The 8,890-nt window shown below is 42.9% G+C and carries 8 protein-coding genes and 1 pseudogene; 3 read left to right on the top strand and 6 right to left on the bottom strand.

Annotated elements, in window-relative coordinates:
* From F6K13_RS07430 to F6K13_RS07420, 3 genes and pseudogenes are all read right to left on the bottom strand, one after another.
* Positions 1–189 (bottom strand): annotated as a pseudogene (locus F6K13_RS07430) (hypothetical protein); the annotation flags it as partial.
* 49 nt (positions 190–238) lie between these two features.
* The gene (locus tag F6K13_RS07425) at positions 239–454 is read right to left on the bottom strand and encodes a hypothetical protein (protein ID WP_124146764.1); all 216 of its coding nucleotides are present in this window, start codon (positions 452–454) and stop codon (positions 239–241) included.
* Between the two features lie 272 nt (positions 455–726).
* Positions 727–876, bottom strand: coding sequence for a hypothetical protein (locus tag F6K13_RS07420; RefSeq protein WP_161564667.1), 150 nt, complete (start codon positions 874–876; stop codon positions 727–729).
* A 234-nt stretch (positions 877–1,110) separates the two neighbouring features.
* Between F6K13_RS07420 and proX the strand changes: the two genes are divergently transcribed.
* The 3 genes from proX to F6K13_RS07405 are packed head-to-tail and all read left to right on the top strand — an operon-like array spanning position 1,111 to position 4,359.
* A complete protein-coding gene (proX, locus tag F6K13_RS07415; protein WP_124146765.1) occupies positions 1,111–2,172 on the top strand; it encodes a glycine betaine/L-proline ABC transporter substrate-binding protein ProX in 1,062 nt (353 codons plus the stop codon).
* Positions 2,173–2,232: 60 nt separating this feature from the next.
* A complete protein-coding gene (locus tag F6K13_RS07410) occupies positions 2,233–3,261 on the top strand; it encodes a Glu/Leu/Phe/Val dehydrogenase dimerization domain-containing protein (protein WP_124146766.1) in 1,029 nt (342 codons plus the stop codon).
* Positions 3,262–3,306: 45 nt separating this feature from the next.
* Positions 3,307–4,359, top strand: coding sequence for a hypothetical protein (locus F6K13_RS07405; RefSeq protein ID WP_287287124.1), 1,053 nt, complete (start codon positions 3,307–3,309; stop codon positions 4,357–4,359).
* Positions 4,360–5,173: 814 nt separating this feature from the next.
* Here the strand turns inward: F6K13_RS07405 and F6K13_RS07400 are convergent.
* From F6K13_RS07400 to F6K13_RS07390, 3 genes are all read right to left on the bottom strand, one after another.
* The gene (locus tag F6K13_RS07400; RefSeq protein ID WP_124147839.1) at positions 5,174–6,391 is read right to left on the bottom strand and encodes an FAD-dependent oxidoreductase; all 1,218 of its coding nucleotides are present in this window, start codon (positions 6,389–6,391) and stop codon (positions 5,174–5,176) included.
* A 1,216-nt stretch (positions 6,392–7,607) separates the two neighbouring features.
* A complete protein-coding gene (locus tag F6K13_RS07395; protein WP_287287122.1) occupies positions 7,608–8,546 on the bottom strand; it encodes a Xaa-Pro peptidase family protein in 939 nt (312 codons plus the stop codon).
* 16 nt (positions 8,547–8,562) lie between these two features.
* A partial coding sequence (locus F6K13_RS07390; RefSeq protein WP_287287121.1) for an asparaginase occupies positions 8,563–8,890 on the bottom strand: 328 nt, incomplete at its 5' end.

Genomic DNA, 8,890 nt, shown 5'->3' with positions numbered 1-8,890 from the left:
ATTTTTTCCATCGAAATTTAGGACATTTTCTTCGATCAGGTCAGATGGTGTTCCCAGCAGCTGCTGTTCTTCCAGAAACCAATCTAATTCTTTCTGTGCTAACTCACCATCAGCACTAGCGATCGCGACTACTACTCTCAGATAGTTCTTCGCCACATCAACATTGATAAGTCCAGTGACGTTATACATCCTCTTGCCATATGGTGTCTGTTTATAACTTGTTTCAGTAGTCATTGTGTCACCCTTTATCATTTACTCTTGCCAGGCCAGATCTTAGCTTTTCAGCTAAAACTTGAACATTTGGCTCTCGCATCATCGTAACATGGTTACCAGGAACAAAATCAAGCTCTACTGCTCCATCAGCAAACTGGGCGTTGCTGAAATGTAATGGTAAGTAGCTGAAGGTAAAATTGAAAAACTTATGTTTTGCGTTGATACTTAATCTAAAAATCATTACCACTCAGCAACGCCACAAAATTTCTTTCCCGTGTTTCAACATTGTTCAAATAACGGTTAATTTCATCGTGGCCAACTTTTTCCAGATTGTCCGCAAGATTTTTGAGAGTGTAATTTTTCTGACTACTTATTAAATACTGACAATAATATTTTATATAATTAGGGCTTGCTGATTAAATCTAAAAGTATTTACAGATAAAGGTTTCAGCCTTTTTTTTGTCGAAAAAAGTACCTGATTTTCAGCTCTTCACGCTCAAAAAGGAGCGTATTTTAGGCGCATAGTTGGGCAGAAAAATCATTCTTAGAATTCTTACTCCTACTTCCTCGCTCATTCCCATTTCTCCCCTCCTGGGAGGGGGAGGGGCGAGGGGTGGGTTGTCTCCTGTCTTCTACCCTCACCCATAAGACTTTATTCAGCAAACCCTAATTAAACTCCATTTGGCGAATGGAAAAATCTCAAATCAATTAGCTTCATTTTATGATATGGTGTTAAATTGAATTGCCTAAAATCATACTGTGTATAGCTTTGAGATTTTTAAAATTTATGGTTTATACCTTGATGTCAGGTCTCTCATAAACACCATTAGGATACCCACTAGCTCTATGGAATAAAATTAAGCCATTGCTTGACTAAAACTAGCTTAAAAAACGAAAATGAAACGAAAAAGAAAAAAACACTGCTTAAAAATAGTTCTAGCTTTTCTGTCAATCAGTTTAATTGCCTGTCAACCGACTATCCAATCTAATCCTGAATCAACAGACCAAACGATGCCGGGTAAAGGGGTAAAAGTAAGCTCTGGCTCTAGTATCACAACCTATGCAGCATTTTTAACAGAAATTATTAATATTGGTCTAGAAAAGCTTGGTTATCAAACTGAACCCGTCAAACAGCTCAGTGTTCCCGTAGTGCATATTTCTGTTAGTAACGGAGAATTAGATTTCTACACCGATCATTGGGAAAAACTCCAAAATAAATTTTTTATAGAAAACGGAGGCGAAGATAAATTCAAGCGGGTGGGAATTATTGTTGACAATGCTTTACAAGGGTATCAAATTGACAAAAAAACTGCTGATAAATATAAAATTATCAGCTTAGAGCAACTTAAAGATCCCAAAATTGCCCAACTTTTTGACTCAGATGGTGATGGCAAAGCTAACTTAGCAGGTTGTAATCCTGGATGGGGTTGTGAATTAGTGATTGAGCATCACTTGGATGTCTATGGACTGAGAGATACCGTTGAACACGATCAAGGTAATTATGATATTTTGTTGGCAGATGTAGTAGCTCGCAACCGACTGGAAAAACCTATTCTCTATTATCTTTACACTCCCCATTGGATACCTGCAGTGTTAGAACCTGGTAAGGATGCAATCTGGCTAGAAGTACCTTTTACTTCTCTACCAGAAGAACAGGGAGAAGTGTCGGAACAAGAAACTATGCTAGATGGAAAAAATCTAGGTATTGCGGTTGATAGAGTGCGGATAGTAGCAAACAATAAATTTTTGCAAGTTAATCCAGCCGCCAAACGTCTGTTTGAGCTGGTTTCAATTCCTATTGAAGATGTTAACGCTCAACAAAAACTCGTACAAGATGGTGAAAGTAACTCAGAAGATATCCGTCGCCATGCAGAAGAATGGGTCAAGAAAAATCAAGATAAGTTTGATAGCTGGCTAGAAGAAGCAAGAAAGACAGGAACAAATTTGTCAGAGAATTGATGTTTTTTTTTAACCTTTGTAATATAATCCACCATAATAAATAGAACAAATTTAGTTTAGATGAAAATTATTCAGAAAGATAGAGATGGTTTGCAATGCTTTATTGGGTTAGACAGACCAACCCTGAGTCATCCCAGTAACGGTGGATTGAGGGTCAAAACTTATAAATCTCAGACACTTGCTTGGGAGGACTGTAGAAATTTGTCCCTCGTTATGACCAATAAACATCGTCTGTACAATACAGGTTTTAGCGGTGGTAAAATTGTTGTAGCGATGGCCGATTGTCAAGCCTGCAAGAAAGAGCTATTGAGTTTTATCGGTTCTATGCTGAATGAGCTTAACGGTTTGATGTACACTGGTTGTGACTTGAATACTTCCTTGGAGGACATGGAATATCTCAGAAACCACTGTCCTTATATTCTGGCATCTCTAGATTCTCAAGTTGACCCGAGTATTGCCACAGCTTATGGTGTAGTGGGTAGTATTCAAGGTATTTTTGGAAAAAATCTTGAGGGCTTAGTTTTTCTGGTTCATGGTTTGGGAAAGGTGGGTAAAGCTACTGCTCTAGGTCTCCAAAAACTGGGAGCAAGTATCATGACTTATGATATAGTACCCCAGCGAGCCGATCTTCCAAATTGCAAGAATATCTCACAGGATCATAACTGGTGGGATATTCCCTGTAATGCATTAGTTCCTTGTTCCATCAGTGGTCTAATTACACCAGAAATTGCCGATTCCTTGCAGTGTCAATATATTGTTGGTTCTGCTAATGTTCCCCTAAGTGAACCTTCGGTACTTGATATTTTACAGGCAAAATCCATCACTTTTATTCCGGAATCAATTAGTAGTGCTGGTGCTGTTATTTGCGACTCAATCGAGTTTTATGCCCCATCAATTTTCAAGCAAGTAGACCCCTGCTATATTTATGCATTTGTTCAAGAAATAGTTGAAAAAAAAGTCAAGATTTTTGTGACAGAGCTAACCAATAGCGAAGAATCCTACGAACAAGTCATATCAACCCTGATTTCAGCAGCAGATAAACAACCCAGAGTGGGATGTCAAATGCCAGATTTTTTAGAGAAAAATTAAACCCAAAAGCAGAAAAAAAATCATCATCATTGGAGAATATCTGATATGGCAATTTATATGGCATCTGACTACTCACTCAACACACTTGGAGCAAAACTTTGTCTCGAAGCTGCTGGGGATTTAGTCACAACAGCAATCCAATCCATCCAAAACAGTTCACAAGTAAGACTAGCTGATTACGGTATTGCAGATGGCGGTACTACCCAAGGATTATGGCAGCAAATTTTTGATACAATCAAAAAACAAAATAGCGGGGTTTTTATTGAAGCAATATTTAGTGATTTATCCAGTAATGACTTTAATGCTCTAGGTAAAACTTCATCCTTTTTAATGCAGGGCGATCAAAATCTAGTCGTTTCAATGGTTCCACGCTCATTCTATGAACCTGTGTGTCCCCCCAATAGTCTAGACTTTGGCTTCTCTTCCACAGCCATGCACTGGCTAAGTAAACTGCCTAAACATTTGAATTACCATACCCATATTAATGGTTGTGACCAAGGAGAAGATAAAGCCATTTTTCAAGCCCAATCTCAGCTTGACTGGAGTACCATTCTCTTAGCTAGAGCAAAAGAACTCAAATCTGGCGGTCAAATTGTAACTGCAAACCTATCCACAGACGAAAAAGGGCGGTATCTAGGCAACAACCTAGTAGACTTGAATATGCACGATATTCTGCACGAAATTTGGAAACAAATGCAGATTGAGGGTTTAATTAAGCCTGAGGAGTATGTTGGTGCTACATTCCAAAATTATTACCGAACAGAAACCGAGTTTGCTGCGTGTCTTGAAGACCCTGAAAGTGAAGTCTATCAAGCAGGGTTACGATTAGGAGAAATCCGAACTATGCAGATTCCCTGTCCTTATCGGTCTCAGTACGAAGACGATCGCGATACAGATAAATTTGCCCAAGGTCTCACCCAAACAATTCGCTCTTGGAGTGAACATACCTTCAGAAATGCTCTAACTAATCGAGCTAATCAAGATGTTTTAGATATTGTCAACCAATTTTACGCAAGATTTACGGCAAGGGTTCGAGAAAATCCCAGTCAGTTTTCGATGGATTATACACACACCCATCTTCGGATTTACAAAGAATAAGCAAAACTAGGATGCTTACGACTTTGTTGCCCCATAGCATCCTATTCAATAGTTAATAATTATTGCTCTGCTGATTAAATCTAAAAGCATTGACAGATAAAGGTTTTGAGATTTAATCAGCCCACCCTAACTATTGGACAATAGATGAATAGAACATCAATAATCGCGAAACAGAGCGATCGCGTTTCATCTGCGTAGCAAAGCGGAACGGATGTTCTATTGCAAATCAGCCAACCCTAACTAGGGTTGGCTGAAAAAGGAGTAGGGGAGGAGTAATTTTTTGGCTATACTCAGCAGCGAAAATACTAACTTTTTGATTTTTCGGGAACCGTGCATTAAGAGCTGAAACAGGCGTACTTTTTACCGACTTAAAAAGGCTAAAACCTTTATCTGTAAATACTTTGAGATTTAATCAGCCCACCCTAACTATTGGACAATAGATGAATAGAACATCAATAATCGCGGAACAGAGCGATTAAGCAGTCGCACTTGCTCCGCGTAAATTGTGCGCACAAAAGCGGAATGTGGGTTCTGATATATTCTTTTTTTCACCACCAGGACTTACGCAGAGCCACTATATCTAGTAAGGGCGAATGCCAGAAAGCCCCTACAGATGGTGTGTAATTTGATTTTTTGCGTAAGTCCTGACCACTTGTCCCTCCTGACTCCTGACTTCTGACTCCTCCCTAATTATCATTTTCTTTGTGGGTTTAATACCCCACCGTCTACACGGTGTTCAAAATTACTTGGGGTTAGAATCCCCATGTAATTTTCCTCCTGTCTCCTGTCTCCTGTCTCCTGTCTCCTTCTTCAATTATAACTGTTCATCCGGAGATGATATAACACACTCCCGACTAGCACTGAGGGGGGATAAATCAAAAGAGGGAGTCCGATCTAAAACTAACTCAGCCAGCAACTTGCCTAAAAGTGGTGTAAACTTAAACGCTTGACCCGAACCACCTGTAAAAAGACTAATTTGTGGATATCCGGGAAGCCGATCTAGCACAAATAGAGTATCTCTGGTCATCATGTATGGACTAAAATACAGACCCACACACTCCTTAATTCCATCCCAATTATGACGAAGGAATCGATCGAGTAATTGCACAAGCTCTGAATTTGGTTCTCTGACAAATGTACTCATGGTTTTTGTCCGTAATTCTGGCGGACACCAATCAATCCCAACTTTGATAAGTGATGTTTCAGGAGTATGACAAGGAAATCCGTAGTAGAGTCCACCATCGTTACTATCTGGCTTTTCTTGCTGAAAACAGAACCATTGTGGGAACTGATCTCGTAAAGTCTCTTCCACCCGATAGTGTCCCCATAACATCGGCCAAATTTCTAAATTGAGGGGATCTGTAAATGAGCTGAGTAAATCATTAGTCCAAGGTCCCGCCGTTAAAACAACTTGTTTGGCTATAAATATATTTCCTGATTGTGTTTTGACTTCAACTGAACCGGAAATAGTCACGTTGAGACTAACAGTTTCTTCTCCAGTGTGAATAGATACGCCATTAGTTTCGGCTTGAGATCGAAATAGCTCAATAGCTTTTGTAGACCAAACCATACCGGAAGTGCTTTCAAACAAACCGATAAAATCTGGTTTAGGACGCATTGGCCAACGTTGTTGGAGTTGTTGCGCATTTAAGGCTTCAAATGGAATCCCTTTCTTTTCCATCACCCGACGAGCACCTGGAATACTACCTTCTATTGTTTCTTCATCCCAAGCTTCGCCGTAGAAGAGCAAGCCATTTTGTCTCAGTAATTGACAATCATGTTGAGCTTCAAGGTTTTTCCACTCTTTCAAGCTTTCCTCTTGCAATTCTGACAGATATTCATTAGAATACATTCGGCGATACATCCGTTCATCGCCATAGGAACTGTTGTTGGGATTAGGGATAGAGTCTTTCTCTAACAATATAATTTGTAGATTTTGTTTCTGGCTAAGGTAATAAGCTGTTGCCAGACCCGCAATACCACCACCAATAATAACTACATCTGCATTGAAATATGCTGTTGTTTCTGCCATTAAGTTTCTACCTAAATTCTGATGTCCGGTAGTATTATAAATTATATAATCGGGCGATCGCCATATATCGCCATATCTGGTTACTCGAGCTTCATATTACCGAAAAATTAAGGTATAAAGCCTCTCCATTCATGTAGAAAAGACAAAAAAAATCCTTTGAGTCAATCCTTCTATTACAGAAGAGGTAATAATTAATTATTGAACAGCTATTTATTGGATCTTGGACAAATATAAAAAAATAGTTAGTTTAATATTTACGCTAACTACTGGGTTATGGTAATAGAATCAAATCTGGAGTGATCTTCTTTTATCATATTATTTATCATCCTGAAGATCATAGGATGGGTCTGGTTCAATTTCTCCACCAAAACAAATATCTAAATAACTTTCTTGAAGGGAATGAATAACCCTTTCCAGCTCATCAATAATATCCCTTCAAGTCATTTTTTCAACTGCATCAATATGAGCTTCACTTCCGGCTTTTCCGTTCATATTTATATTTAGTTTTTTTCTGACTATCAGTAGCCATAGGAAAAATCGGTGAAGCAGATTGTAATTTATAATAATAGTAAAGTTTTTGGTTTCTATTGACTTGATAACGAATGATATGACAATCACGAGGAATGACCTGTCCTTCTCGTTCAATTTTCTTAATTTTCTGCTTCATCTTACGGACTGCAGATTGGACAAAGCTAGAAAAAAAGCTGAGACTCGGCTTTAAGGATTCAGTCTCAGCTCAGAACAATATAATTTAAATGAATATCATGTCCGGATAATTAGTGATCAAAAAAACTTTCTCCTTTTCCTCCTATTTATTTTTTATTCTTCTTTTTTACCGAATTATTAATTATTAATTATTAATTATTAATTATTAAATAATTCGCGCCTTGAAGCCTCCCTTTTTAAGGGGAAAAAGCGGTCGATCTTCGTAGCTTCCCGTAGGGTGGGATGGCGAGGAGACCTCGCCATATCCAATCGACCAAGAGAAAAGAAATAATATCTCCTTATATTCAATTCCGTAGCGGTTTTAACCAGAGGTAATTATCAATTATCCATTATCCATTATCCATTAATGAATTCTTGCTTCCCTCCTGACTCCTGATGACTAACTCCTGAGGACTCCGTTGTTTATTTATAAGTATTCAACCGGAGATGATATTATACAGTAATCGCCAAATTACTTCCTCTAAATACAGATGTTCTATTGAATACGAATTTAAAAATTTAATAGTTCAAATCCAATATTTATCCGCGCCAAGGGCTCCTCGTGGGCCTCCACCCCGATGCCGTGCCCAAGCCGGTGGAGAAACCACTGGTCGAGGTCGGAGGCGGCCAGGCGGTCTCGGGCCACCCGGTCGACCGACTCGGCGGGCGCCCCGACCACGGCGGCGTCCACGGCCATCGCCTGGGCCTGCTGGAGTGCGTCGTAGGCTTCGGCGAACTCGGCCGGCGGTTCGCCGGTGAAGACGCAGCGGGTGATATCGGAGCAGTAGCCGGGTTGGCCCTCGGGCTCGGCCGTCGTGCCCCCGAAGTCGCACAGCACCACCTCACCGGGCTGGATGACGCGGTCGCCGGCGTGATGATGGGGGCTCGCCGCGTTCTCACCTGCGGCGACGATGGCGAAGTTCACCACCGCATGGCCCTCGGCCAGGATGCGGCGGCCCAGTTCGGCCGACACGTCGGCTTCGGTCCGACCGATCAGCGGGATGTCGCCCGACTGCAGCGCGGTGGCGACGGTGTCGACCCCGGACGCGGCGGCCTGGAGCCGTTCGATCTCACCCGGTTCCTTGCGAGCTCGCAGCGCTCCGGTCACCGATCCGGCGTCGACCCAGGCCGTGCCGTCCATCTCGTGCTGCAGGGCGACCAGGAACCGGCTCCAGGTGTGATCGCCGATCGCGGCCCGGCGGCTTCCCCGGGCCAGGTCGGCCACGATGGCGACCGGGTTCTCGGTTTCGCCCCAGCCGGTGATGGTGAACACGTCGGGCTGTTCGACGACCCGAGGCACCTCAAAGGAGGGAATCACCAGGTTGGCCGGACCGTCGGCCGGGACGACCAACATCGTCAGCCGTTCCAGGGGCATGGCCTCGTAGCCGATCAGCCACGGCAGGTCCGGTCCAACCGACAGCATCAGCACATCGACGCCGTTGTCGGCCATGGCCGAGCGGACCCGATCAAGTCTCTGAGCGAACATCATGCGATGGTACCGCCACCCCCTCGGGGGTGCGTCGAATCGGCGGGTGCGGCCCGGAGAACACCGCTTCGAGCCAGCCGACGGGACGGCCGGCCTTGTTCCGCAGTTGACGCCGGGCCCGAGCCGGGTCGAGGAGCCCCTGGGCGGCAAAGAGCGCCGATATCGCCACCTCGGCGGCCCGGGTTGCGCCGTCGCTGACCTTGAGCGCCATGCCGACCCCGCGGTCGGGGATGGCGGCCATGAACACGCCTTCGGCCCCGGTCTTGCTCAGGATCGGCGGGGTGATCCACTCCTGGAGCTTTTGTTCA

The sequence above is a fragment of the Okeania sp. SIO2B9 genome, assembly GCF_010672505.1.
Taxonomy (GTDB): domain Bacteria; phylum Cyanobacteriota; class Cyanobacteriia; order Cyanobacteriales; family Microcoleaceae; genus Okeania; species Okeania hirsuta.
Note: the sequence above shows the minus strand (reverse complement) of the source record. Positions and strands in the feature narration are given on the sequence as shown.